Source organism: Thermaerobacter litoralis (assembly GCF_054654595.1).
Genome location: NZ_BAAIES010000004.1, coordinates 223,369 through 248,504, shown reverse-complemented (window position 1 = coordinate 248,504; position 25,136 = coordinate 223,369). Strand labels below are relative to the sequence as shown.

The 25,136-nt window shown below is 76.4% G+C and carries 16 protein-coding genes; 14 read left to right on the top strand and 2 right to left on the bottom strand.

The window, feature by feature from the left end:
* Nucleotides 1-84: 84 nt before the first annotated feature.
* Complete coding sequence (locus tag ACYQ02_RS02865) at nt 85-1,671, bottom strand: hypothetical protein (protein WP_460038925.1); 1,587 nt, start codon at nt 1,669-1,671, stop codon at nt 85-87.
* A gap of 411 nt (nt 1,672-2,082) precedes the next feature.
* On the opposite strand from ACYQ02_RS02865, the gene ACYQ02_RS02860 reads away from it, so the two are divergent.
* The 3 genes from ACYQ02_RS02860 to ACYQ02_RS02850 all read left to right on the top strand — a co-directional run bounded on the left by ACYQ02_RS02860 (nt 2,083) and on the right by ACYQ02_RS02850 (nt 8,571).
* Nucleotides 2,083-4,758 carry a hypothetical protein gene (locus tag ACYQ02_RS02860; RefSeq protein WP_460038924.1) on the top strand — a complete coding sequence of 892 codons (2,676 nt, stop codon included), beginning with the start codon at nt 2,083-2,085 and terminating at the stop codon, nt 4,756-4,758.
* Nucleotides 4,759-5,602: 844 nt separating this feature from the next.
* On the top strand, nt 5,603-6,709 hold the full coding sequence (locus ACYQ02_RS02855; RefSeq protein ID WP_460038923.1) for an NAD/NADP octopine/nopaline dehydrogenase family protein: 1,107 nt from the start codon (nt 5,603-5,605) through the stop codon (nt 6,707-6,709).
* A gap of 179 nt (nt 6,710-6,888) precedes the next feature.
* Nucleotides 6,889-8,571, top strand: a complete 1,683-nt coding sequence (locus ACYQ02_RS02850) for a cobalamin B12-binding domain-containing protein (RefSeq protein ID WP_460038922.1) — start codon at nt 6,889-6,891, stop codon at nt 8,569-8,571.
* Between the two features lie 724 nt (nt 8,572-9,295).
* Here ACYQ02_RS02850 and ACYQ02_RS02845 read toward each other — a convergent pair.
* Nucleotides 9,296-9,850 carry a hypothetical protein gene (locus tag ACYQ02_RS02845; protein ID WP_460038921.1) on the bottom strand — a complete coding sequence of 185 codons (555 nt, stop codon included), beginning with the start codon at nt 9,848-9,850 and terminating at the stop codon, nt 9,296-9,298.
* 746 nt (nt 9,851-10,596) lie between these two features.
* On the opposite strand from ACYQ02_RS02845, the gene ACYQ02_RS02840 reads away from it, so the two are divergent.
* The 11 genes from ACYQ02_RS02840 to fmt all read left to right on the top strand — a co-directional run bounded on the left by ACYQ02_RS02840 (nt 10,597) and on the right by fmt (nt 25,133).
* Nucleotides 10,597-13,413 (top strand): cation-translocating P-type ATPase, encoded by a 2,817-nt coding sequence (locus ACYQ02_RS02840; protein WP_460039036.1) that lies wholly within the window; start codon nt 10,597-10,599, stop codon nt 13,411-13,413.
* 306 nt (nt 13,414-13,719) lie between these two features.
* On the top strand, nt 13,720-14,568 hold the full coding sequence (dapF, locus tag ACYQ02_RS02835) for a diaminopimelate epimerase (RefSeq protein ID WP_460039035.1): 849 nt from the start codon (nt 13,720-13,722) through the stop codon (nt 14,566-14,568).
* 28 nt (nt 14,569-14,596) lie between these two features.
* Nucleotides 14,597-15,766 carry an LL-diaminopimelate aminotransferase gene (locus ACYQ02_RS02830; RefSeq protein WP_460038920.1) on the top strand — a complete coding sequence of 390 codons (1,170 nt, stop codon included), beginning with the start codon at nt 14,597-14,599 and terminating at the stop codon, nt 15,764-15,766.
* A 63-nt stretch (nt 15,767-15,829) separates the two neighbouring features.
* Entirely contained in the window at nt 15,830-16,849 is a 1,020-nt protein-coding gene (locus tag ACYQ02_RS02825) for a ribonuclease FAU-1 family protein (RefSeq protein WP_460038919.1), read from the top strand.
* Nucleotides 16,850-16,863: 14 nt separating this feature from the next.
* Nucleotides 16,864-17,739 carry a YicC/YloC family endoribonuclease gene (locus tag ACYQ02_RS02820; protein WP_460038918.1) on the top strand — a complete coding sequence of 292 codons (876 nt, stop codon included), beginning with the start codon at nt 16,864-16,866 and terminating at the stop codon, nt 17,737-17,739.
* 127 nt (nt 17,740-17,866) lie between these two features.
* Entirely contained in the window at nt 17,867-18,121 is a 255-nt protein-coding gene (gene remA, locus ACYQ02_RS02815; protein WP_460038917.1) for an extracellular matrix/biofilm regulator RemA, read from the top strand.
* An 8-nt stretch (nt 18,122-18,129) separates the two neighbouring features.
* Nucleotides 18,130-18,819, top strand: coding sequence for a guanylate kinase (gene gmk / locus ACYQ02_RS02810; RefSeq protein WP_460038916.1), 690 nt, complete (start codon nt 18,130-18,132; stop codon nt 18,817-18,819).
* 38 nt (nt 18,820-18,857) lie between these two features.
* The gene (rpoZ, locus tag ACYQ02_RS02805; protein ID WP_460038915.1) at nt 18,858-19,088 is read left to right on the top strand and encodes a DNA-directed RNA polymerase subunit omega; all 231 of its coding nucleotides are present in this window, start codon (nt 18,858-18,860) and stop codon (nt 19,086-19,088) included.
* Between the two features lies 1 nt (nt 19,089).
* Nucleotides 19,090-20,475, top strand: a complete 1,386-nt coding sequence (gene coaBC, locus ACYQ02_RS02800) for a bifunctional phosphopantothenoylcysteine decarboxylase/phosphopantothenate--cysteine ligase CoaBC (RefSeq protein WP_460038914.1) — start codon at nt 19,090-19,092, stop codon at nt 20,473-20,475.
* The gene (gene priA, locus ACYQ02_RS02795) at nt 20,472-23,069 is read left to right on the top strand and encodes a replication restart helicase PriA (protein WP_460038913.1); all 2,598 of its coding nucleotides are present in this window, start codon (nt 20,472-20,474) and stop codon (nt 23,067-23,069) included. Before coaBC ends, priA begins: the two co-directional genes overlap by 4 nt.
* Before the next feature lie 228 nt (nt 23,070-23,297).
* Nucleotides 23,298-25,133 (top strand): methionyl-tRNA formyltransferase, encoded by a 1,836-nt coding sequence (gene fmt / locus ACYQ02_RS02790; RefSeq protein WP_460038912.1) that lies wholly within the window; start codon nt 23,298-23,300, stop codon nt 25,131-25,133.
* Nucleotides 25,134-25,136: the final 3 nt, after the last annotated feature.

The window sequence follows — 25,136 nt, the reverse complement described above, 5'->3', positions numbered from 1 at the left end:
GGGCCGGCACGGCCCGGACCGGCGGGGCGGGGTCCGGCGAGACCGGCCCGCGGCGGGCCCGGGCCACCCGGCACCCGTTCGGGATCACCGGCCGTGGGGATAAGGCTCTAGGAGGCCTTCGGCGATGCCGCAGCCGAGCCAGGACGGGGGTGGATCGCCGGCGGCCCCGGGGCCCCGGGACGGCACGCTGGCGGGCGCCGCCCCGGGCGCCGCCCCGGGTGCCGGCGCGTTTCCCGGTTTGCCCGGCTCCGCGAAGGCTGCCGCCGGGGCCCGCCCCACGGGGGACGGCTGTTGAGGGGCGGCCCTGGTGCCGGCGGGATCCGGCCCAGCGCCGGGGGCCGGTTCGTCCGCCGTCTCCGGCCCTGGCGGGCGGGGTGGAGGCAAGAGGTCCGCCACGTCGGCCGCCGCCACCGTCCAGAAGCCCTCTTCCCGGCGCATGGGCCAGGTCACCGCGATGGCCGCCGCCGGGTGCTCGCCGGCGTAGTACACCGTCCCTTCGAGCCGCACCCGGGCCCGGGGGCCCTGGACCGTCAGGGTCGTCGCCCGTTCCACCTCGACGAACTGGATCATCTGGGCCAGGCGGTGGGCCAGGGCGTTCCATCCCGGGTCGCCTGGGTCCGTCACCATGTGGGCGGCCGTCGCCACGTCGCCATTGGCCAGGGCGATCCAGAGCCAGGCGGCCGCCGCGTGGGGCGGCGCCGCCCGCAGGTGCTCGACCAGCCGCCCGCTGCTCTTGAGCACCATCAGGTGGTGGCCGGGGTCGACCCGGTCGCCCACGTGGGTGGTGGCGGCCAGGGTGTGGACGCAGAAGTGCCCGTCGAACCCGTTGCCGGCCACCACCTCATCACCGTGGGGCATGCCGTTGATCGATGCGGCGATCCGCCGGCCGCCGATCTCCAGGACCACCGCCCGCCGGCGCCAGCTCCAGGCCCCGCCGTAGAGGGCCCGCAGGACGGCCGTGTCCTGGCGGGTCAGGGGTTCGGCGTCGGCGTGCTGGTAGCCGCCGTAGCGGGTCACCCGCAGGGTGCGGCCCGTCTCCAGGTCGCGCAGGGTTGCCACCGCATCCCACGGCCAGAGCCGGTCGACCTCCGGCCAGGGCAGGGGCTCGCCAAAGAAGCTGCCGGCGAGGCGGCGGGTCACGGGGGCGAGCGCTTGCCAGAGGAGCCCCGTGCGGTCCAGGTAGCCGCGGCGGGGGTCGTAGAAGCGCCCGTCGGGGGACACCAGCACCCGGTGGCGGGCGCCGGCGGCATCGGTGAAGCGGAGCTCCCAGTAGGCGAAGTGGGGGCCCGGCGGGGGCACCGGCCGGCCTGCGCCGCCGGCCGCTGGGCGGGTGCGGGCCAGGGCCCGGGCCACCGCCTGCCGCTCCGCCGGCGTCAGGGCGATACGACCCGGGTACTCGGGCCAGGCAAAGGCCAGCTCGGCCTGGACCATCCTGCCCGGCGGGACGAACGGGCCCCCGAGGAGGCCGCCGGCGCCCAGGTACCGGACCAGCATGGCGGTGACCAGCACGGCTGCGCCGACCAGCGCCCACCGGCGCAGCCGCCTCTGGGTGAGGCCGCCCCCCGGGGGGCCGGGCGGTCCGGGGTGGGGGTGGGAAGGGCCCGCTCCGGACCGGCCGGTGGGCGAGCGCGGTCCGGGCTGGGGCCGGTCAAGCCGGTCTGGCGGGCTCACGACGTCGATCCCTCCACCGCGCGGGTCCGCCGGGTCGGCACCGGCTGGTGGCCGGCGGCCGGCAACCGGGGTGGGTCGGGTGGGTCGCTGCGGCTGGCGGCCGCGGGCCCGCAGAGGAACCCGTGTTGCGGCGGGCCGGCCCTCGACCGGGCCAACCGCAGCCGGGGTCCGGATCTGGCGGGGGCGTCACGTTTCGGCGGAGGCGGCTACCGGGGGGACCTCCCCGACCCGTCCCATGGGTATGCGCCGCCTCCCGGGCTATGCAGCCCCGGCGGGGCCTGGGGCGCCCCGCCGCAAAGAGGCCCGGGCCGTGGCAGCGCCGCCAGGGGCGGGCAGCGATGGCTATGGCTCCGGGCGGGCGGGAAGAATAGCGGCCGGAACGAGGCGACGGAGGCGACGGGAGGGCGGTCCGTGGCACGGAGGCTGCGCTGGCGCAAGGTGCCGTCCGACGCGGGCGGCCGCTGGCCGACAGGGGGACAAGGGGACGGCGCCGGGCCGTTCCGCCCGGGTGCCGGTTCCGCCCCAGGCCCCCAGGGCAGCAGGACCCCGGGCGCAGGGGATGCGGCCCCGGCCGGCGCCGGGGGCCGGATCGTCCCGCCGCGGGGCGGGACCGGCGGGCCGGTGGACCAGGCCGCGGCCGGAGGGGCGGCCGTCTCCGGGCCGTCCCTCCTCACGCCGGCGGCGCTGGCGCGACCGGCGGTGCCCTTCGACCCCCGTCCCGGCGCGGACGAACCGGCCGCCCGGCCGCGGGCCCGCTTCCGCGCCAGCCCGCGGGTGGCCGCCGCCGGGTCCCTGGCGCCGGCCGTGCAGCCGCAGCCCGAAGCCCCGACACGGCCGGCGGGGCCGGAAGGTGCCCGGCGGGCCCAGGGACGGCGTGGTCCCCGCTCCCGGGACGGGAAGGCCGGCCCGCGGGCCCCGAAGGCGGGCGGAGGATCCGAGGGCCGCGGCACCAGCACCGGGACCGGCAGCCCGACGGGCGGCGGCCAGCGCCACCGGGACGCCGGGCCCCTGGTGGAGGCGCGGCGCTGGCTGCAAGACCAGTTCGAGGCGATCACTGGCCACGAGACCGGCGGTGGGCGGGCCGAGGGGCGCCCGGCCTCCGGGGGCCGGTCCCGGGACCAGGGAGCGGCCGGAGCGGGCGGCGACCCCCGGGGGGACCGCGGCCGCCAGCACCCCCATGAAGGGGCTGCAGAGGGTGGGGCTCGCGGTGCAGCGGGCGGCCCGGGACCGGCGGGTCCGCGGGACCGCTCCGGTGGGGACGGAGACGGGTTCCACCGGGACGAGCAGGCGGCCGCGGAGGGCCCCATGCCCCCGCCGGTGGCCGGGGCCGGCGGGCTGCCTGGGCCGGTTCCTCGCGCCGGCGAAACGGCACCGGCCAACCGGGAGCGACGCGGGCCGGAGCACCAGCGGCGGGAGGGCGGCTCCCGCGAAGGGGCGGTGGAGGAGACGGTGATGGCGGGCATGGGCGGGATGCACCCTTGGCAGGTGGCGGGCTGGGGCGCCTTCCCCTGGGCGGTTCCCGGGGTGTTTGGCGCCGGCGGGCTCCCCTCGGGTCCCAGCGGGACGGCCGCCTTCGGGCCGGGTGATCAGGCCGGAGGAGTCGTGCCGGGGCGCTGGGACGCAGCCGGCCGGGAGCCGAAGGGCGGCTGGGCGTCGGGGACCGGGGGGGCGATGGCGGGAGCACCCATGGCCGCGACCCCGGCTCCTACCCCGGTGCTGGGGGGCTGGAGTGGGCCTGGGGCCGCGGTCCCCGGGTGGGCGGCGGCTAGTCGAGCCGGGGGGCCCGTCGTCCCCCCGGGCCCCCCGGGCGGGCCCGCGATCCCCGGAGGGCCCTTCGTTCCGCCGGGCACCGTCACGCCCGGCGGCTCCTGGGGCATGGTGCCCTGGGGGGCTGTCTCCTGGGCGACGGGCGCCGGGGCTGGACCCGGTGCCGGCGCCTGGGGTGGCTGGCCGGGCGGGGCCGGTGGCGGATACCCGGACGGCCGCAAGGCGGGTGACCAGGCGGGGACCGGACCGCGCATCCGCCGGCTCGGTCGAGGCGGAGCCGCGCGGGCCGAAGCCGGCGCCGGCACCCCGTGGCGGCCCGGCGCCGAGACCGGCGGTGGGGCACGTCCCGCCGGGGGCTCGCAGGGGGCGGGTCGGGCCGGAAGGGCCGATCCGACTCCCCAGGGGGGCCTCGGCGGGCTCGAGGCCCTGGCCGGCCTGGCCGGCCAGGGGGCCGAGGGTCAGGGCGGCCGGGACGGCGGTGGCGCCGGGGCCCGGCGAGAGAGCGGACCGGGGGGCCCGGGGCACGGGGGCGGGGACGGCAACGGATTCGGGGGGGCCCCCGATCCGGGCTGGGCGTGGTTCCAGGGGCCGGCCGGTGGGCCCGTCTTCCCCGGGGCGCCCTTCGCCGGATGGCCGCCCGCCTGGATGGCGGCGGCCATGCCGGCGCTGGCAGGGTGGGGGATGGGACCCGGCGGTGCCGGTGCGAGGGCGGCCGCCATGCCGGTTCCGGCGGCGGGGGTGGGGGCCTTCCCAGCCATGGGCATGGTGCCCCCGGTGATGCCGCCCGCGATGGCGCAGGTGGCCGGTTTTGGGCCGGTGGCGCCCGGCGTTCCGGACCAGGCGGGTGGAACCGGCGCCTTCGGGGCCGCGGGGGACGGCCAGAACGGCGCCGACGGCGGGGGCCCCGGCGCCGGTCAGGAGGGGGGCCCGGGCGCGGCCGGGCGGTTGCCCGGCGGGCGGAACCCGGCCCTGAGCTTGATCAGCGCCCACCTGCAGTTGCGGCAGGACATGGAGAACAACCTGCGGAAGCTGCGGCAGGTCATCAGCGAGAGCCAGGCCATCGCTCAGCAGATGGAACAGCTCCTGGCGGCGACCTCCCAGTGGAACGGGGCCGATAGCGGGCGCGCCCAGGGCCAGCAGGGACAGGGGCGCCAGGGTGGCGAGAGTGGGCTGGGCGGCGGTGCCGGAGACGGAGGCCCGGGCGGCCAGGGCAGCGGCGGCGATGGGGGCCGGAACGCCGATCCGAACAGCCGGGGGGCCTCGCAGCCGGTCGCCGGGGCCGCGGACGGGGGTCATCGGCGGCCGGCTCCCAGCCGCTGAGACGCCCGGTCCCCCGTCGTCCTCGCCGCCACCCTCCGCGTCGCCTTTCGCCTTGACAGCCCTTCCTCAACTTGCATACAATACCATTGCGTTTCCCACGCTTCCCCGCTCCCGCCGTCGGGCTTGCGGATCGTCACACCAGCGCCAGCCAACCGCCAGCCAGGGACGGGGTCGAACGCCGGGCGTCAACCGGTCAAGCGTCGGTTTCCGATTTCTCCCGTGATGCGAGGGCAGGAGCCGGAGGCTCTGCCAGGGGGCCTGGATGGGGCGTTCTTGTGGGGCGGGGACCCGGGTGACCGCCCCAGGCGCCCGCAGCCGTCCCGACCACGGCGCCCTCCGTGCCTGCCGGCCCTGCTTCACCGACCCCCCAGCGACCTGGTGCCACCAGGATCGTCGCGCGGTCCGGGTGGTGGCTCCCGCCGCCCGCGACAGGACGGCGGCGCGACCCGTCGTCCGGGTGGCCAGCGCCGGCCCGCCGGCCGCCGCCGGGCCGGTTCGTGCCCCTGCCGCGCCGGTTCGTCCCCATCCCCGGTGGGAACCCGGCGCCCGCGGGGCCCGTGAAGGCCCATCGCCCGGCGCCGGGGAGGCCGGCGACAGCGGGGTCTTGCCGTCCCGGCGGGCGAAGCCAGCCCGCCGGGATCTGGAAGCAGATCCCCGCGGGGCCGGTCCGGATCCGGCGTCCTCCGGTGCCAGTCGCTCCAACCCGCGTTGGCTCTGCCGGGCCCTACCGGCCCTCGATGGCCCTGCCGGGCCCTACCGGTCGTGCGTGGTGCGACCTGCCGGTCTTCAGCGGTGTCAGAGGAACCGGGGCGGATCGCCCCGTTCCGGGAAGGAGGGACCTTGCGTGCGCGTGCGACGCGTCGCCGTCATCGGTGCAGGCCACGGAGGCCAGGCGATGGCCGCCTATCTCGGCTTGCTGGGCTTTCGGGTCGCCCTCTACAACCGCTCGGCGGCCCCCCTGGAACCCATCGCCGCGGCCGGCGGCATCTTCCTCGAAGGAGAGGTAGGAGGCTTTGGGCCGGTGGAACGCGTCGCCTGCACCATCGGTCCCGAGCTGCGCCGGTACCGCCTGGTGATGGTGGTCGTCCCGGCCACCGCCCACCGCCAGGTGGCCCGCTGGTGCGCCCCGTACCTGGACGACGGCCAGGTGGTGGTCCTCCACCCCGGCCGGACCGGCGGCGCCCTGGCCTTCCACACCGCCCTGCGGGAGGCAGGCAACCGGGCCGACGTGCTGGTGGGAGAAGCCCAGACCCTGCTCTTCGCCAGCCGGGTGACGGGGCCGGCCCGAGTCCGGATCTACGGCTTCAAGCGCCAGGTCCGGGCGGCGGCCCTGCCGGCCGCCCGCAACGCCGAGCTGCTGGCCGTGCTGCGGGACGTGTTGCCGCTCTTCGCCCCGGCCGAGAGCGTCCTGGAGACGAGCCTGGACAACATCGGGGCGGTTTTCCACCCGGCCCCGCTGCTGCTCAACGCCGGCCGGGTGGAATCGGGCGAGCCCTTCGAGTACTATCGGCAGGGCATCTCGCCCGCCGTCGCCCGGGTCGTCGAGGCCCTGGACGCCGAGCGCCTGGCCGTGGCCCGCGCCCTCGGCCTGCAGCTGCGCAGCGCCCGCCAGTGGCTGGCCGACGTGTACGGGGCCTGGGGGACCGGCCTCTACGAAGCCGTCCAGGCCAATCCGGCCTACCAGGGCATCGGGGCCCCGTCGACCCTGGAGCACCGCTACCTCGATGAGGACGTGCCGGCCAGCCTGGTGCCCATGGCCGCCCTAGGGCGCCGCCTGGGCGTGGCCACCCCGGTGATGGACAGCGTGATCCACCTGGCCGGGGCCCTGCGGGGCACCGACTACTGGCGCTGCGGCCGCACCCTGGCCGACATGGGCCTGGACGGGATGAGCGCCGAGCAGATCCGGCGCTGGGTCACCCTGGGCGAGCTGGACGAGGCCATGGTCGTCTGACGCCGGTCCGGCCGGGGACCGGCCCCAGGGTCCGGGCGGTGGATTGCCGGGTCCGCCCGGGGACGGCGCCCGACCGCGACGGCCGCCGGGCCAGCACCGGACCGCAGCGGCCGGACGGGAGGGCCGGGCGGAAGGGGCCGGCCGGCGGCCGCCGGCGATGGCCGCGGGAGGTGACACCTTTGGACCGCAAGCCCAAGATCCTCGGCGCCGCGGTGGGCGATTGCGTCCACGTGGCCGGGGTGGTGAACTTCCTCCACCTGGCGGAGGCCCAGGGCTACGAGACCTTCTGCCTGGGACCGGCGGTCCCGGTGGACGAGCTATTGGGCGCCGCCCTGGAAGACGACCCCGACATCATCGCCGTCGGCTACCGGCTGACGCCGGAGACGGGCGCCCGGGTGCTGGCGGAGCTGAAGGAGAAGGCCGAGCGGATGGGCCTGGCCCACAAGCGCTTCATCTTCGGCGGCGTCGGCGCCGTCTGCGACCACGCCCGGCGCCTGGGCCTCTTCGAGGCGGTCTTCGACGCGGACACCACCGTCGACGAGATCATCGCCTACCTGCGCGGGGGCCCGTCCCGCCAGGACGCCGTCGACTACCCCCAGACCCTGGTGGAGCGGATCGAGTTCAAGCACCCCTATCCCATCCTGCGCCACCACTTCGGGCTGCCGTCGGTGGAGGCCACCATCCGCGGGGTGGAGCAGATCGCCGAGGCCCGGTGCCTGGACGTGATCTCCCTGGGCACCGACCAGAACGCCCAGGAGCACTTCTTCCGCCCCGAGGAGATGGATCCGGACGAACACGGCGCCGGCGGCGTGCCCGTCCGCAGCCCCGACGACCTGCGGGCCATCTACCAGGCTTCCCGGCGGGGCAACTACCCCCTGATGCGGTGCTACAGCGGAACGCGGGACACGCTGAAGTGGGCGGAGATGCTGAGGGACACCATCAACAACGCCTGGTGCGCGGTGCCCCTCTTCTGGTACAGCCAGCTGGACGGGCGCAGCCAGCGGCCGCTCAACGAGTCCATCGCCGAGGCCCAGGAGCTGATGCGCTGGCACGCCCGCCACGGCATCCCGGTGGAGATGAACGAGTCCCATCACTGGAGCCTGCGGGACGCCCCGGACACGGTGGCCGTGGCCGCCGCCTTCCTGGCCGCGTACAACGCCCGCCGCTGCGGGGTGCGGACCTACGTCCAGCAGCTGATGTTCAACAACCCGCCGGGCACCTCGTTCCAGATGGACCTGGCGAAGATGCTGGCCAAGCTGGAGCTGGTGGGCGAGCTGGAGGGCGACGACTTCCGGGTGCTTCGGGAGACCCGGACGGGTCTCTCCAGCTATCCGGCGGACCTGGACCGGGCCAAGGGCCAGATCGCCTCGTCGGTTCTGATCCAGATGGCCCTCAAGCCCCACATCGTCCACGTGGTCGCCTACACCGAGGCGAGCCACGCCGCGACGGCGGAGGACGTCATCGCCTCCTGCCGCATTGCCGAGCAGGCCATCCGCAACGCCGTCTACGGGCTGCCGGACATGCTGCGGGACCCGGCGATCCAGGAGCGGAAGAACCAGCTGGTGCGGGAGGCCCGCCAGCTGCTGGAGGCGATCCGCAGCCTGGCCCCGGCGGGGGTCGACGATCCCTGGAGCGATCCGGGGACCTTGAAGCTGGCCGTCGAGATCGGCCTGCTGGATGCTCCCCACCTGATGGGGAACAAGGCTGCCTGCGGGCGGGTACGCACCCGGATCGTCGAGGGGGCCTGCGTCGCCGTCGACCCGGCGACGGGCCGGCCGCTGTCGGAAGAGGAGCGCATCGCCCAGGTCTTCCGGGACTACGAGCGGGCGGCGGCCGGGGCGGCGCCGGCCACCCCGGCGTAATGCCGGAGATCGCCGGCGACCGGGGTGATCGGGGGCGGGCTGGCCCCGGTCGACCTGGGGACGACCGGTCCTGGTCCCGGAGCGTGCCCAGACCGTGCGGGGGAAAGGCAGCCCGGAAAGGCGGAGGGCGGGGGCCCAGAGGCTCCCGCCCTTTTCCGCCCTTTTCCCATCCTGTTCCCAGCCTTTTCCGCCCTGTTCCCGCCCTGTTCAATCTCGCGTCCGTTCTGTGGCCCTGGGGACCGGTTCCTCCGTAGGGGCAGAGGGGCTGAGAGGCGGCCTGCCGGGGCGCCAGCTTTGCGGTGGGTCGAACCGGCTGCGGCCCGGGGCCCGGGGGCGACCCCGCCCGCCGCCAGCCTCCCAGCGGGTGGAACCGGCCGGGGCCTCGGGCCCGGGGGCGACCCCGCTGGCCGCAAGCCCCCCGGCGGGTCGAACCGGGTGCGGCCCCGGGCTCGGGGCGCTCCAGGCGGCCACAAGCCCCCGGCGGGTGGAACCGGCCGCGGACCGGGCCCGAGAGGCAGCTCCGCCGGCCGCAAGCCCCCCAGCGGGTGGAACCGGCTGCGACCCGGGCCGGGCTAAGCGCCGCCTTTACGCCCCGGGCCGGGCTAGGCGCCGGCTTCATGTCCCGGGCCGGGCCGGGCCCGGTGCCGTGGGGCCGGGCAGGCTCTGCTGCCGTGGGGCCGGGCCCGACCGCGGTGCCGCGCCCTGTCCGGGCGCCCAGGATGGCTTACTCGACCACCACGGTGACGGATGCCGCGGCGGGGCCACCGCCCTGATGGTAGAAGTGGATCTCCAGCAGGTACTGGCCCGGTTCCTCCGGCGCGGGGATGGGGCCCAGCTGGGCCGACTGGCCCGCCGCAACGCGCACCAGGGCGCCCGTCTCCACCATCCCGTGCTCCCACGGCCGCCGCTGGCCCCCGTCCACGCGCCACGCCTTGAGCCCGCCCAGGCCTCCGGTGAGCTGGATCTCGGCCGCCGTGTCGTTGCGGACCGTGAGGGTGATGGGATCGCCGGGGCGGTACCGGTCCTTGTCCGCGGTCAGGATCACCCCGTCCACCTCCGACGAGCCTTGTTGAGCCGGTGACGCCTGCGCTCCTCCGCCGGCGTCGCCGGCGCCGCCGGCCCGGTCGCCAGCGCCGGCTGCCGGCGTACCGAGCCCGCTGCAGCCGGCCACGAGGGCCAGGGTCGCCAGCAACGCCAGGACCATGGCGATGGGGACGACCCTGGCGCGGCGGCTCGGGCGGCCTGCCCCGCGTCGGTGGCTATGCCTTCCGCCCTCCATGCTGCACCCCTCCCTGGGGGATCGTGGTGCCCTTTAGACGCCGGGCAGACCGGGCGGGTTCCCGCCCGTCCTACTTCCCCGGCCCCCGGCTCCTCCGGCCTCCGGCCCCCGGCTCCCGTCCTGATCTGCGGCTTGGGCCCGTCCCCCCGGGCCTGCGCCCCGGCCCCCCACAGGCCGCACCAGCCCGGATGGCCCGTTCCGGGGCAGCCTTGTCCCTCATAGGCCCCGTCCCGGGCGCATAGGCATGGTGCGCGGCCCCGGATGCCGCGGTCGAGGCCGCCCGAGGCGGCGGGCCCGCGACGCTGGCCCCTTTTTGCCCGTCGCGGCCCCCGGGCGCGGGCCGCAGCGCCGGGGCTGGCGGGAGGAGGTAGGCCGTGGTTCGTCCAGGTCGCGATCCCTCACTTCGCCATGGTGACGCATCATCCCGCTTCCCGTCCGGCGCCGGTTCCGTTCAGGGCCGGCCGGCCGCGGCCCAAGGCCGCCGCCCGGGGCGGGCCGGCCCCGGGATCCGGTGGCGCCCGGCCGGAACCGGATCCCCGGGAGCAAGTTCCCGCCCGGCGGCCGGGAACCCTGCCGGTGGCGGAGCCCGCCGGTCCGGCCCAGACCGCGGTGCCGGCGCCAGCCCGGAGGGGCCGCGGGGACCCGGCGGCGAGCCCACCGGCAGCAGGCTCCAAGGCGGGCCCGCCGGCGGTGGGCCTGACCTTGGTCGCGGCGGCCGCGGGCGGTCGCCCGGGGCGGGTTCGTCCATCCCCTGGCACGCCCTGACGCCCGGGCAGTGCCTGGAACGCCTGGCCACCGACGGCGAGGCGGGCTTGACCGCCGCGGAGGCCACCCGCCGGCTGCGTCGCCACGGGCCCAACCGCCTCCGCCAGGGGCGGCGGGATCCCCTCTGGCGCAAGCTGGCCGTGCAGTTCCAGGACGTGCTGGTGCTGGTCCTGGTCGGCGCCGCCGCCCTGTCGGCCGCCCTGGGCGAGCAGGCCGACGCCATCACCATCCTGGTCATCGTCGTCATCAACGCCTTGCTGGGCTTCCTGCACGAGCACAAGGCCGAGCAGGCCCTGGAGGCGCTGAAGGCCCTGGCGGCGCCCCAGGCCCGGGTCGTCCGGGACGGCCACCGGCAGGTGGTGCCCGCCGAGGAGCTGGTGCCGGGCGATCTCATCCTGCTCGAGGCTGGCGACCGGATCCCCGCCGACGCCCGGCTCCTCGAGGCCCACAGCCTGGGGGTGGAGGAGGCCGCCCTGACGGGCGAGTCCCGGCCGGTGGGGAAGTCGGCGGCCGCCACCTGTCCCGCCGACGCCCCCCTGGCCGAGCGGCCGACCATGGTCTATCAAGGGACGACGGTGGTCCGCGGCCGGGCCCGGGCGGTGGTGGTGGCGACGGGCATGGAGACCGAGATGGGGCGGATCGCCGGGCTGCTGGAGTCGGCCGAGACCGAGCCCACGCCCCTCCAGCAGCGGCTGGCCCACCTGGGCCGGGTCCTGGTCAGCGCCGCCCTGGCGGTCTGTGCCGTGGTGGTCGTCCTCGGGGTCGTCCAGGGCGAGCGCCTGACGGCCATGTTCCTGGCGGGGGTCAGCCTGGCCGTGGCGGCCGTCCCCGAAGGCCTGCCGGCGGTGGTCACCATCGTGCTGGCCCTGGGCGTCCAGCGCATGGTCCAGGCCAACGCCATCATCCGGCGGCTGCCCGCGGTGGAGACCCTGGGCTGCGCCACGGTGATCTGTTCCGACAAGACGGGGACCCTGACGGAGAACCGCATGACGGCCCGGCGGGCGGTCACCGCCACGGGGGTCTTCACCCGGAGCGGGGAGGGGGAACCGTGGCGGCCGGACGCCTCCCCGGCCGCCCCCGGAGCCCCGGTGGAGCCCGGCCGGGGTTCGCCGGCGGCACGTCGAGACGGGGACGGGGACCCGGCCGGGCCGGCCGCCGGGGCCAGCGCCGGGCCGAAGGCCGGGCCGGGCACCGGCCCCGATGCCGGCCCCGGCGCCGAGCTGCGCCTGCTCCTGGAGGCGGTCGCCCTCTGCAACAACGCGGTGCCCGTCTCCGCCTCCGACGACCCGACGGGGGATCCCACGGAGGTCGGCCTGGTCAAGGCGGCCTGGGCCGGCGGGATCGACGCCCGGCGCCTGCAGCGGGCCCGGCCCCGGCTGGCCGAGCACCCCTTCTCCTCCGAGCGGCGCCGCATGGCCGTGGTCTGCCGGGACGAACGCGGCCGGGCGGCCAGCTACGTCAAGGGTGCCCCGGAGGTGGTGCTGGAGCGGTGCCGGTTCCTCTGGCGGGAGGGGCGGGCCGTCCCCCTGGCCCCTGGCGACCGCCAGCGGATGGCGGACGCGGCGGCGGACATGGCGGCCCAGGCCCTGCGGGTCCTGGCGGTGGCCACGCGCCCCCTGGACCCCGGCGATGATCCCGAAGACCCGGCGGCGGCCGAGGACGGGCTCACCCTGGTCGGGCTGATCGGCTTGATGGACCCGCCCCGGCCCGAGGTGCCGGCGGCCATCGCCCGCTGCCGTGGTGCGGGGATCCGGCCGGTGATGGTGACGGGCGATCACGCCCGCACGGCCGCGGCCATCGGCCGGGAGCTGGGCCTGCTGCGGGAGGGCGACCCGGTCTTAGAGGGCCGGGACCTGGAGGCCCTGGACGACGACCAGCTCGCCCGCCGGGTGGGGGAGGTGGCCGTCTTCGCCCGGGTGGCGCCGGAGCACAAGCTCCGCATCGTCCGGGCCCTCAAGCGCCAGGGCGAGGTGGTGGGGATGACCGGGGACGGGGTCAACGACGCCCCCGCCCTCAAGGAGGCCCACATCGGCATCGCCATGGGCCGCACCGGCACCGACGTCACCCGGGAGGCGGCGGACATGATCCTGACCGACGACAACTTCGCCTCCATCGTCGCCGCGGTGGAGCAGGGCCGGGCCATCTACGACAACATCCGCAAGTTCATCCGCTACCTCCTGGCATGCAACACCGGGGAGATCCTGGTGATGTTCCTGGCCCTCCTGGCGGGCCTGCCCCTTCCCCTGCGGCCCATCCACATCCTGCTGGTCAACCTGGTGACCGACGGGCTGCCGGCGGTGGCCCTGGGGCTGGAGCCGGCCGAACCCGACGTGATGAACCGGCCGCCCCGGCACCCCAAGGAGAGCCTGTTCGCCGGCGGCCTGGGACGGCGCATCGTGGTGCGGGGGATCGTCATCGGCCTCACCACCTTGCTGCTGTTCGTCCTGGGGTCGGCGGGCGGCGATCTGGAGCGGGGCCGGACCATGGCCCTGGCGGGGCTGGTGCTCAGCCAGATGCTCCACGTCTTCGACTGCCGCTCCGAACGGCGGTCGGCCTTCGACGTGCCCCTGGCGGCCAACCCCTCCCTGGTGGCCGCCGTCGCCTCCTCGGTGGCCGTCCTGCTGGCCGTGATCTACTGGGCGCCGCTGGCCCGCTACTTCTACACGGTGCCCCTGCGCCCCGGGGACTGGGTGATGGTGCTGGGCGGGGTCCTGCTGCCCTGGGTGGCCCTCTTGGTGCGGCGGGCGCTGGCCGGCGGGCAGCCCCGGCCGGCGGTGGCCGGTTCGTCCGGGAACTGAGGGCCCGGATGCCGCCGGGGCCGGCCGGAGGGACGGGGACGACGCAGAACCAGAGTATGCTAACATGAGATGGGCGCGACCGCGCCGCGGCCCCGGCCCCTGGTTGCCGGGGCCGCGGGCCATCGGACGCCGCCGGGGGTCCGGAAGGGCCTCGGGTCCACCCGGCCGCGGGCCTCCCGTCTTGGCCGCCACGGCAGGGCGGGACCGCGGGTGGCGGCTTCCGCGGCCCACGAAGCGGCCGCCTTTTTCTTTCGGTCGGAGGAGGTGGCCCTCTTGACGGCGGGCCGGGCCATCCGCTTGACGAAGATGCACGGCCTGGGCAACAACTACCTGTTCCTCGACGGGCTGGTCGACCCGGTTCCACCGGAAGAGGAGCTTCCGGCCCTGGCCCGGGCGGTCAGCGACCGCAACTTCGGCATCGGCAGCGACGGGCTGATCCTGGTCCTACCGCCCCGGGAGCCCGGCGCCCAGTTCCGCATGCGGATCTTCAACGCCGACGGCTCCGAGGGGGAGATGTGCGGCAACGGCATCCGCTGCCTGGCCCGGCTGGTCTTCGACCGGGGCTACACCCGGGCGACGGAGTTCGTCGTCGAGACCGGGGCGGGGCCGATCCGGCCGCGGCTCCACCTGGACGGCGGGCAGGTGACGGGGGTCACGGTGGACATGGGCGCGCCCCGGCTGGAACGGGGGGCGATTCCCATGACGGGCCCCGCCGGCGAGCGGGCCGTCGAGGTGCCCCTGGAGGTGGAGGCGCCGGGAGGCCGGCGGACCTACACGGTGACGGCCCTGTCCATGGGCAACCCCCACTGCGTGGTCTTCGTGGAGGACGCCGCCGCCGTGGACCTGGAGCGGCTGGGGCCCGCCTTCGAGCAACATCCCGCCTTCCCCCAGCGGGTCAACACCCACTTCGTCCAGGTCCTGGGGCCCGAGCGGGTGCGGGTCCGGGTGTGGGAGCGGGGTTCTGGCCCGACCCTGGCCTGTGGAACCGGCGCCTGCGCGGTGGCGGTGGCCGGCGCGGTGACGGGGCGGACGGGCCGCCACGTCACCGTGGAACTGCCCGGCGGCCCGCTGGACATCCGCTGGGCGGAGGACGGGCACGTGTACATGACGGGGCCTGCGGCGTACATCGCCGACGTCGTCTTCGATCCCCACTGAGAGCGAGCAGCGACAGGAGGTCGAACCCATGGTCCAACCGGCACGGCGGCTGGAGCGCATCCCGCCCTACCTCTTCGCCGAGCTCGACCGGATGCAGGCGGAGGCGGCGGCCCGCGGCGTCGACGTGATCAGCCTGGGCATCGGCGACCCGGACCAGCCCACGCCGCCCCACATCGTCGAGGCCCTGCAACGGGCGGCGGCCGATCCCGCCAACCACCCTTACCCCAGCTATGCCGGCTCCCGGCGGTTCCGCCAGGCGGTGGCCCGCTGGTTCGAGGGCCGCTTCGGCGTCCGCCTCGACCCCGAGGGCGAGGTGCTGGCGCTCATCGGGTCGAAGGAAGGCCTGGCCCATGTGATCTGGGCCTACGTGGACCCGGGCGACGTGGTGCTGGTGCCCGATCCGGGGTATCCGGTCTACAAGGCCCACACCTTGCTGGCGGGCGGCGAGCCCTACGTCCTGCCCCTGCGGGAGGACCGGGGCTGGCTCCCCGACCTGGACCAGGTGCCTGCCGACGTGGCGCGCCGCGCCAAGCTGCTGTTCCTCAACTACCCCAACAACCCGACCGGGGCCGTGGCCACGCCGGAGTTCTACCGCCAGGTGGTGGAGTTCGCCCGCACCCATGACGTGCTGGTCATCCAGGATGCCGCCTACACGGAGGTGGGCGAGCCCGGGTACCGGGCGCCCAGCATCCTCCAGACCGAGGGGGCGCGGGACGTCGCCCTGGAGTTCCACAGCCTCTCCAAGCCCTTCAACATGACGGGGTGGCGCATCGGCTTCGCCGTCGGCCGGGCCGATCTGCTGCGGCCCCTGGCGACCCTGAAGACCAACACCGACTCGGGCCAGTTCAACGCGATCCAGGAGGCGGCCATCGTCGCCCTCGAACAGACGCCGCCCGCCTGGTTCGAGCGCCTGGCCCGGCTCTACGAGGGCCGCAAGCAGAAGGTGCTGGCCACCCTGGCCCAGGTGGGGATCGCCGCCTCGCGGCCCCGGGCCACCTTCTACATCTGGGCCCGGGTGCCGGAGCGCTTCGGCAGCGACGGCGACTTCGCCGCCTTCCTTTTGCGGGAGGCCGGGGTCGTCGTCTCCCCCGGGTCCGCCTACGGCGACCACGGGGCGGGCTACTTCCGCATCTCCCTGACGGTGCCCGATCACCGGCTGGACGAGGCGATGGAGCGGCTGCGCCGGGTGCTGGCCTGAGGCGCGGCTTCATGGGGCGCCCGGGCTGGGACCGGGCGGCGGAGGAGGCGGTGGGGTACGGCCATGGGGGGAGCCGCCGGAGAGGCTCCGGAACCCGGGTCGCGGCAGCCGGCGCCGGGGCGTGCCCCCGGGCCGCCGGGACAGCCCGGGGGGCCGGCCCGGTCCGTACGGCCCGTGCGGGTGGAGGCCTGGCTGGCCTCGGGCCGGTTGAAGGCGACCTGGGAGGGGACCCTGCTGGAGGGGCCCGGCTGGTGGGCCGTGGCCGCCGTGTGGTCCCGCGGGCCGGTGGCGGCCGGGCCCCTGACCTTCGCCCCGGGAGACCGGCTGCTGGAGGTCTACTTCGCCGGGCGCTGGTACAACGTCTTCCGGGTCGCCGGGCCCGGGGCCGGTGGATCCGGCGGGGGTCTGGCGGCCCCGCCCCGCCCGCCGGGACGCCCGGCCGGCGCGGGCGGTGCGGTCCCGTACCGGCTGAAGGGCTACTACCTCAACCTGTCGACGCCGGCCCGGCTGGTGCGGGAGGGCGGCGAGGGCGGTGGGCCGGCCCGCCTGGTCTACGTGGACGGCGTGCTGGATGCGGTGGTGCTCCCCGGCGGGCGCTGGCAGTGGCTCGACCGGGATGAGTTCCGCCGGCTGGTCGCCCCGGGCCGCCGCCCCGCAGAGGCCGGCGGGGCAGATCCCGCCCCGGGAGGGCGCCCGGGGCCTGAGCCGGCGCCCCCGGCCGGCGGCGCCGCGGGGACGGCCGGTCCGGGAGGGAGCCCGAGGGGACCGGGGCAGGGGGATCGGCGGGTTCCACCCCTGCCCAAAGCCGCCGCCTGGCGGGAGGCGGCCCAGCAGCTGGCCAGGGAGCTGGCGGCCGGGGCCGGCCCCTTCCTGGCGGGGCTCGTCCCCTGGGATGTTCTGGAACGGGCCCTCCCCTGGGAGCCGGATGCCCTTGAGGCGGCCATGGCTCCGGCATCCGGCCCACCGGAACCCCAGGGCACCCCGGGGCGGCACCGCCCCCGGGCCGGTCCGGGCGGCCGGATGATGGGCGGCGACGGTGGCGGGGACGAACCGGACGGGCCGCCGCGGGCGAGCACACCGTAGCGGGGAGGATGGGCGTGGTCCGCAGCATGACGGGCTTCGGGCGCGCAGGTGCCCAATCGGCCGAACACCGGCTGGCCGTGGAGATCCGGACGGTGAACCACCGCTTCCTCGACGTGGCCGTCCGGCTGCCCCGGGAGTACGGGGCCTTAGAGGACCGGATCCGGCGTGCGGTGGCGCGGTACATCGAGCGCGGGCGCGTGGATGTCACCGTGCGCATAGATCGCCTGACATCGCCTGTGAGAAGCGTTCACGTTGACACAAACCTGGCCCACGCGTATTATGAGGCGTTGAAAGAATTGCGCCGGGTCCTGCGCCTGCCGGGCAGCATCGACGTGGACATGCTGCTCGACCTCCCCGACGTGCTGCGGGTCGAACAGGCCGAGGACGACCTGGACGCCCTCTGGGCGCTGCTGGCGCCCGCCCTGGAGGAGGCGTTGCGCCAGGTGGTCGCCATGCGGGAGGCCGAAGGGGCAGCGCTGGCCCAGGACCTGGGGCAGCGGGCCGCGCAGGTGGAGACCCGGGTCGACGCCATCGCCGCCCGGGCGCCGGAGGTGGTCGAGGCCTACCACCGGAGGCTCGAGAGCCGGCTGGCCGAATGGGGCCACGGCGGCCTCGACCCCCAGCGGGTGGCGGCCGAGGTCGCCCTGATGGCCGAGCGCAGCGACATCAGCGAGGAGTGCGTCCGCCTGCGCAGCCATTGCCGGCAATTTCGCGACCTGCTGTCCCAGGGCGGGCCGGTGGGGCGGCGGCTGGACTTCCTCCTGCAGGAGATGCACCGGGAGATCAACACCATCGGGGCCAAGGCCGGCGACCTGGCCATCGCCGGGTGGGTGGTGGAGGTCAAGGCCGAGCTGGAGAAGATGCGGGAGCAGGTGCAGAACGTCGAATAGGCCCGCAGGCCCGGGAGACGGTGCGGTGCGGGCCGTTGCGGTGCCGGCGGGCGTCCGGCGTCGTCCCGGTCCGGGCCGGAGGACCGGCCGGTGGGGATGCCGGGGCGCCAGGAAGGGGCGGGGTTGCGTGGACATCAAGCTGGTCAACATCGGCTTCGGCAACATCGTCTCGGCCCACCGGATCGTGGCCATCGTCAGCCCGGAGTCCGCGCCGATCAAGCGGATGATCAGCGAGGCCCGGGACGACGGCCGCCTCATCGATGCCACCTACGGCCGCCGGACCCGGGCGGTGATCATCGCCGACAGCAACCACATCATCCTCTCGGCGGTCCAGCCCGAGACCGTGGCCCACCGCCTGCTGTCTGCCCGGGAGGGCGAGTGAGGGATCCCATGGACGGTGGACAATCCGAAGCAACCCGTGCGGCCGGCGGGCGCCAGGCCGCGCCGGCGGAGCCGGCGTCCTGGCCGGGTCTGATGATCGTCCTCTCCGCGCCCTCCGGGGCGGGCAAGGGCACCATCCGGGAGCGCCTCCAGCAGCGGCTGCCCCAGCTGGTGTACGCCGTGTCCGTCACGACCCGCCCCCGCCGTCCCCACGAGGTGGACGGGATCGACTACCACTTCGTCTCGCCGGAGGAGTTCCAGCGGCGGGTGGAGGCGGGGGAGCTGGTCGAGTGGGCCCAGGTCTACGGCAACTACTACGGCACCCCCCGGGAGCCCATGGAGACCTGGTTGCGGCAAGGGCGGGACGTGATCTGCGAGAAGGACGTGCAGGGCGCCCTCAAACTCATGGACATCTACCCCGAAGCCGTGTATATCTTTGCCATGCCGCCCTCCCTGGAGGAGCTGCGCAGGCGCCTGGAACGGCGGGGCACCGAGTCGGAGGAGGCCCGCCGCCAGCGGCTGGCCAGCGCCGACTTCGAAATGGCTTGCGTCGACCGTTATGATTACGTGGTGGTGAACGACGACCCCGACCGGGCGGCCGACGACATCGTCGCCATCATCCGGGCGGAGAAGCTGCGGACCCGCCGCCGGCGGCACCTGGTCGAACGGGTGCGGGCCGGCGGGCGCATCGGTGGCTGACGCCGCCGACGGGGGAGAGGCTCAAGGGGGCGAGGCACATGGAGCAGCAGAAGCGGAGCGAGGCGCCGCGGGTCACCCTGGACGTCCTCCTGGACAAGGTCGACAGCAAGTACACCCTGGTCGTGCTGGCCGCCCGCCGGGCCCGCCAGCTGGTCGACGGGGCGGAGCCGGTGATCGAGCCCCGCGCGGCCAAGCCCGTCACCGTGGCCCTGGAGGAGCTGGCGGCGGGCAAGCTGGCCTATGTGCCCGGCAAGGCGGGCATCAAGTGACATGACCCTTGCTCCGACGACGCCGGCCCCGGGCGGCCCCCTGGCGGGCCGCACCGTGATCCTGGGGGTCTCCGGCGGCATCGCCGCATACAAGGCGGCCGAACTGGCCCGCCGCCTGGGGGAGCGGGGGGCCCGGGTGGTGACGATCCTCACCGCCGGGGCCGCCCGCTTCGTCACGCCCCTGACCTTCGCCGCCCTCACCCACCAGCCCGTCTACACCGCCGACGACCTGTGGACGCCCCGGGCCGGCGTCGAGCACATCCGGCTGGCCGACTCGGCGGACCTGGTCGTCCTGGCGCCGGCCACGGCCCACCTGCTGGCGCAACTGGCCGGCGGCCTGGCGGGCGACCTGCTGACCACCGTGGTGCTGGCCACGGGGATGCGGGTGCCGGTGCTGGTGGCCCCGGCCATGAACACCCACATGTGGCGCCACCCGGCGACCCAGGCCAACGTGGCGCGCCTGCGGGGCTGGGGCTACCACGTGCTAGAGCCCGCCACCGGCCCCCTGGCCGAAGGCTACGCCGGGATCGGCCGGCTGCCCGAGCCGGAGGTCATCGCCGCCCGGGCCGAGGCCCTGCTGGCGGGGCGTCACACCCTGGACGGCGTCACCGTGCTGGTCACCGCCGGGCCCACCCGGGAGCCGCTGGACCCCATCCGCTTCCTCAGCAACCGTTCCTCGGGGAAGATGGGCTTCGCCCTGGCCGAGGCGGCCCGCGATCGGGGCGCCCGGGTGGTGCTGGTCACGGGACCGGTCCACCTGCCTGACCCCTTCGGCGTGGAGGTGGTCCGGGTCGAAACGGCCGCGGAGATGCTGGAGGCCGTCCTGCGGCGGGCGGGCGAGGCCCAGGTGGTGATCAAGGCGGCAGCGGTGGCCGACTTCCGCCCCGCCCGGCCGGCGGGCCAGAAGATCAAGAAGGACACCGCCGCGCCGGTGGTGGAACTGGCCCCCACCGTGGACATCCTCCGGGAGCTGGGCCGCCGCAAGCGGCCGGGACAGATCCTGGTGGGCTTCGCCGCCGAAACCCACGACCTCCTGGAGAATGCCCGCCGCAAGATCGAGGAGAAGAACCTGGACTTCATCGTCCTCAACGACGTGACCCAGCCCGGCGCCGGCTTCGAGGTGGACACCAACGTGGTCACCCTGGTCTATCCCGACGGGCGGCGGGAGTCCCTGCCCCCCATGTCCAAGCGGGCGGTGGCGGAGGCCATCCTCGACCGCCTGCCCCTGCCGGGGCTGCCGGGTTCCGCCGGCGCCGCGGCGGAACCGGGCGAGCGGGGGGACCGGGCTGCGGACGAACCGGCCGGGCGGCCGGAGGCCACCGGGCCGGCGGCGCCCTCCCGCCCCCGGGGAGGCGACGGCCTCCACCGCGGGGGCGAGGCCGGATGAGCGGTGGCGGTGCCCGCCGGCCGGGCTCCGGCGGCACCGCCGCCAGGGCCGGCCGCCCCGGCGGGCAACCCGCCGCCCCGCCGGCGGGGCCCTCTGGTCCCCGCGGGGTGCCGGCCGGCCTGCCGCCCGGCGCGTCCGCGGGAGCCGGTCCCGGCGGCCGTGCCGCCGGCCTGCCGGTGGCCGGGGTGATCGTCGACATCGTCGCCCCGGACGTCGACCGGGTCTTCCACTTCCTGGTGCCGCCGGAGCTGGCCGGCCGCCTGCAAGTCGGCCACCGGGTGACCGTCCCCTTCGGACCCCGCCGGGTGGAGGGGACGGTGGTGGAGTTCACCGCCCAGCCCGAGGTGCCGCCCGAGCGGTTGCGGCCCATCCTGGCCCTGCACGACCCCATCCCCGTCCTGACCCCGGCCCTGATCGACCTGGCCCGCTGGATGGAAGAACGCTACCTGTGCCTGTTCGTCCAGGCCCTGCGGGCCATGCTGCCGCCGGGAGCCCGGGGCGGGCGGGTGCGGCCGGCGCCCCGGCGCTGGGTGCGGCTGGCCATCGAACCCGCCGAAGCCCGGCGGCGGGCCGCGGAGGTCGCCCGGCGGGCGCCGCGGCAGGCGGCCCTGCTGGAGCGGCTGTGCCGCCCCGAGGCCCAGGACGGGTTGCCTCAAGCGGTGCTGCTTCACCAGGCGGGGGCGGGGCCCGAGGCCGTCAAGGCCCTCGAGCGCAAGGGATGGATCCGGGTCGAAGAGCGGGGCCCGGCCCTGGACGAACCGGCGGCCACGGCCGAACCGGCCAGCCCCCCGCCGCCCTTGACGCCCGAACAGGCCCGGGTGTGGGAGCGGCTGGAGCGGGTCCTCGGCGACCCGGGTGCCCCGGCTTCCGGCGCGCCGGGGTCCATCCCGGGCGTACCTGCGGCTGAGGCCGTCCCGGGCGGGCCCGCGCCCCGGGCCGTCCCGGGCGCGCCCGCGGCCGGGGCCGTCCTGCGCACGCCCGCGACCGGGGCCGGGGATGCCGTCACCGCGGGTTCCTCCCCGCGGGCCTTCCTGCTCCACGGCGTCACGGGCAGCGGCAAGACGGAGATCTACCTGCGGGCCATCGACGCCGTGCTCCGCCGCGGTCAGGGGGCCATCTGCCTGGTGCCGGAGATCGCCCTCACCCCCCAGACGGTGGCCCGCTTCCGCGCCCGCTTCGGCCACCGGGTCGCGGTGCTGCACAGCGCCATGACCCCGGCCCAGCGCCTGGCCACCTGGCAGGCGATCCGGACGGGCCGGAAGCCGGTGGTGGTGGGGGCCCGCTCGGCCATCTTCGCGCCGGTGCCCCGCCTGGGGCTGATCGTGGTCGACGAGGAGCACGAGACCAGCTACAAGCAGGAGGAGACGCCCCGTTACCACGCCCGGGAGGTGGCCCTGGCCCGGGGCCGGTTGGAAGGGGCGGTGGTCATCCTGGGCAGCGCCACCCCGGCCGTCGAGACCTATCACCGGGCGCTGGAGGGAGCGTTGGGCCTGCTGGAACTGGCCCGGCGGGTGGGGGAGCGGCCCCTGCCGGCGGTGGAGCTGGTCGACATGCGGGAGGAGTTCGAGGCGGGCCACCGCTCCATCTTCAGCCGGCGGCTGCTGGAGCTGATGCGGGGCCGGCTGGAGGCCGGTCAGCAGGTCCTGCTCTTCCTCAACCGGCGCGGCTACCACACCGTGCTGCTGTGCCGGGAGTGCGGGTTCGTCCTGCGCTGTCCCCACTGCGACGTGTCCCTGACCTTCCACCAGCTGGCCTCGGGCCGGCTGGTCTGCCGCTGCCACTATTGCGACCACCGCCAGGTGCCGCCGGCCACCTGCCCGCGGTGCGGCGGCATCGCCCTGTACCCCTTCGGCCTGGGCACCCAGAAGGTGGAGGAGGCGGTGCGGCAGCTCTTCCCCAGCGCCCGGGTCCAGCGCATGGACGCCGACGTCACGGCCCGGCGAGGCGCCCACGAGGCGATCTACCGGCGCTTTGCCGCCGGCGCCATCGACGTGCTGATCGGCACCCAGATGATCGCCAAGGGCTGGGACGTGCCCGGCGTGACCCTGGTCGGCGTGGTCTCCGCCGATACCGCCCTGCACATGCCCGACTTTCGCCGCCAGGAGCGGACCTTCCAGCTGCTGGAGCAGGTGGCGGGCCGGGCGGGCCGCGGGGCGGAGCCGGGCCGGGTGGTGATCCAGACCTACAGCCCGGAGCACCCGTGCCTGCAGGCCGTGGCGGCCCATGACTACCGGGCCCTCTACGACCTGGAGGCCGGCGAGCGGCGGGAGCTGGGCTTCCCCCCCTTCGGCCACCTGATCCGGGCGATCGTGGTGGGGCCGGAACGGCCGCCGGTGGAACGGGCCGCGGCGCGGCTGGCGGCCACCTGGCGGGCGGCCGTGGAGGCGGCCTCCGTGCAGGGCGGGGCCGTGACCCCCGCGGCGCCGGCGCCCATCGAGCGGCTGCGGGGCCGCTGGCGGTGGCATGTGCTGGCGCGGGCCGCCGACGGCGCCGCCCTGCGGGAGGCGACGCGGGCGGCCCTGGCGACCTTGCGCCCCCAGTGGCCCCGGGACGTCCAGGTCCAGGTGGACGTGGACCCCTACGGAATGCTGTAGGGGGTGGCGTGGCCCCAGCCCGGGGTGGCGTAACCCCAGCCAGGCGCGGCGTGGCCCAGGCCCCGGCGGTCCCCGGGCGCCGCCGGCTGCCGCGGGGGGCCGCCGCCCCGGCCCTGCCGGTTCGTCCCCGCGGCGGGCGTCCCGCGGCCGGAGGCGCCGGCGCCGGTCCGGCTGCTGGGCCGCCCGCGGGCCGGTAAAATGGTACATAGGACGACGGGAGGGATGCCGATGGCCGACAACCCCCGGCGGCGAGGCCGCAGAGACCGGTCCTCCCGGGACGCGGCCGAACCGCTGCCCATCGTGAAGGGGGCGGACGAACCGGTCCTGCGCACCCCGGCCCAGCCCGTGGCCCGGGTGACCCGGGAGATCCGGCAGCTGCTGGACCGGATGGCCGCCACCATGTATGCCGCCGATGGGATCGGCCTGGCGGCACCCCAGGTCGGCGTATCGAAGCGGATCATCGTGGTCGACGTGGGCGACGGTCTGATCGAGCTGATCAACCCCGAGATCGTCCGCCGCGGCGAGGAGGTGGAGGCGGCTTACGAGGGATGCCTCTCCCTGCCGCGCCTGCTGGCGGAGGTGGAACGGCCCACGTCGGTGCAGGTCACGGGCCTGGACCGGCGGGGCCGGCGCATCTGGATCGAGGGCGACGGGCTGCTGGCCCGCTGCCTGCAGCACGAGATCGACCATCTCGATGGCGTGCTGATCACCGACCGGGCGCGCAAGGTGGTGGAGCTGCCGCCGGAGAGCGACCTGCGGGTGGTCTTCATGGGCACGCCGGCCTTCGCCGTGCCCAGCCTGGAGGAACTCCTGCAGCGGCAGGTCCGGGTGGTGGGCGTCATCACCCAGCCCGACCGGCCCCAGGGCCGGGGGTTGGAGCCGGCGGCGCCGCCCGTTAAGGCGGTGGCCGCCGAGTACGGCATCCCCGTGCTTCAGCCGGAGCGGCTGGACGAGGCGGTGGTGGAACAGCTGCGGGCCTGGCGGCCCGACCTGCTGGTGGTGGTGGCGTACGGGAAGATCCTGCCCGCCGCCGTGCTCCAGGTGCCGCGGCTGGGCGCCATCAACGTCCACGCCTCCCTGCTGCCCCGCCACCGCGGCGCCGCCCCCATCCAGTGGGCCATCCTGGCGGGCGACGCCGTCACCGGCGTCACCACCATGTGGATGGATGAGGGGCTCGATACCGGCGACATCATCCTCCAGCGGTCGATCCCGCTGGACGACCAGGTCACCGCCGGCCAGCTCCACGACCGGCTGGCCCGGCTGGGCGCCCAGCTGCTGGGCGAGACCCTGCGCCTGGTGGCGGAGGGCAAGGCGCCGCGCCGGCCCCAGGATCCGGCGCAGGCGACCATGGCGCCCAAGCTGTCCCGCGACGACGAGTGGATCGACTGGAGCCGGGACGCCACGGCGGTGGCCCGGCAGATCCGGGCCCTGGATCCGCGACCGGGCGCCCGGACCACCTGGCGGGGCCAGGTGCTCAAGGTCTTTGGCGCCTCCACGACGCCGCCGGCGGCGGACGAACCGGCGGCGGCGGGGGCCGCGGCCGCACCGGGATCGCCGGCTTCGGACGAACCGGCCCGGCCGGCCGCGGCGAAGCCGGTGCCGCCGGGCGGGGAGGCGCCGGCACCGCCGGGGACCGCAGGCGCCGGCCAGGCTGCCCCGGCCGACCCCGGCCCGGCGGGCGAGCCGGCGGCCCGGAGCGCCGCCGGTGCGGCCGCGGCCCCAGAGGAGGCTGGCGGGGCGCCGGTTCCACCGGGGACCGTGGTCGCCGTCACCCGCGGGGCGGTGGCGGTGCGCTGCGGTTCGGGCGTGGTTTGGATCCGCCGGCTGCAGCCGGCGGGGCGGCGGCCCATGACCCCCCTGGAAGTGGTCAACGGCTACCGGCTGGCCGTCGGCGAGCGCCTGGGTACCGGCGCCGGACCGGGTGGGGAGGCTGCCGCGGCCTCGGCGGCCCCCGCGGCCGCCCCGGTGCCGGCCGTCACCCGGGCAGGCGGGCGCCGGGGGGATCCCGGTCCAGCCGGGGCGGACCCGGGACCAGGCGACCCGGGACCGGGTGCCGAAGGATGACGG

Coding starts and splice junctions, on each gene's coding strand:
- ACYQ02_RS02845 (WP_460038921.1), bottom strand. CDS start 9,850: ATGGAGGGCGGAAGGCATAGCCACCGACGCGGGGCAGGCCGCCCGAGC.
- dapF (WP_460039035.1), top strand. CDS start 13,720: ATGCACGGCCTGGGCAACAACTACCTGTTCCTCGACGGGCTGGTCGAC.
- ACYQ02_RS02830 (WP_460038920.1), top strand. CDS start 14,597: ATGGTCCAACCGGCACGGCGGCTGGAGCGCATCCCGCCCTACCTCTTC.
- ACYQ02_RS02825 (WP_460038919.1), top strand. CDS start 15,830: ATGGGGGGAGCCGCCGGAGAGGCTCCGGAACCCGGGTCGCGGCAGCCG.
- gmk (WP_460038916.1), top strand. CDS start 18,130: ATGGACGGTGGACAATCCGAAGCAACCCGTGCGGCCGGCGGGCGCCAG.
- rpoZ (WP_460038915.1), top strand. CDS start 18,858: ATGGAGCAGCAGAAGCGGAGCGAGGCGCCGCGGGTCACCCTGGACGTC.
- coaBC (WP_460038914.1), top strand. CDS start 19,090: ATGACCCTTGCTCCGACGACGCCGGCCCCGGGCGGCCCCCTGGCGGGC.
- priA (WP_460038913.1), top strand. CDS start 20,472: ATGAGCGGTGGCGGTGCCCGCCGGCCGGGCTCCGGCGGCACCGCCGCC.
- fmt (WP_460038912.1), top strand. CDS start 23,298: ATGGCCGACAACCCCCGGCGGCGAGGCCGCAGAGACCGGTCCTCCCGG.